This window comes from Ancylobacter sp. G4_0304, from assembly GCF_047501495.1.
Classification (GTDB): domain Bacteria; phylum Pseudomonadota; class Alphaproteobacteria; order Rhizobiales; family Xanthobacteraceae; genus Ancylobacter.
In genome coordinates this window covers 1-479 of record NZ_JAZDRM010000083.1, presented here as the reverse complement: position 1 = coordinate 479, position 479 = coordinate 1, and the positions used below count along the sequence as shown (strand labels likewise).

Sequence of the window (479 nt, the reverse complement as noted above, 5' to 3'; positions counted from 1 at the left end):
TGTCGTAGATGCCCCGCCGCGGCACGCCGCCCAGCACCCGGAAGGCGTGGTTATGGGCGTCGAACAGCATCTCGTGAGTCTGGAGCAGGTAGGCTCGAAGCGTGAAGGCGCGGCTGCAGGACAGCTTCATATGAGCGACCTGCAGCTTGGTGCGCTCGCCGGCAATGATTGCCCAGTCCTCAGACCAGTCGAACTGGAACGCCTCTCCGGGCACAAAGGCCAGCGGCACGAAGGTGCCGCGGCCGCTGGTCTGCTGTTCGCGTAGCCGGGCTGCCTTCCAGTCCCGGGCAAAGGCCGCCACCCGATTGTAGGAGCCCTCATAGCCAAAGCTCACGAGATCAACGTGCAGCTGCTTCACCGTGCGTTTGTGCTTGCGCGACTTGCCGCTCTCCACCCGCAGCATCGCCGCGAGCTTGTCGGCATAGGGATCGAGCTTGCTCGGCCGGTCTGGAACGTGAAACCGGGGTTCGACGCTGTCC

The 479-nt window shown here is 64.7% G+C and carries 1 pseudogene; it reads right to left on the bottom strand.

Annotated elements, in window-relative coordinates:
* Nucleotides 1-479 (bottom strand): annotated as a pseudogene (locus tag VRZ77_RS21715) (IS21 family transposase); the annotation flags it as partial.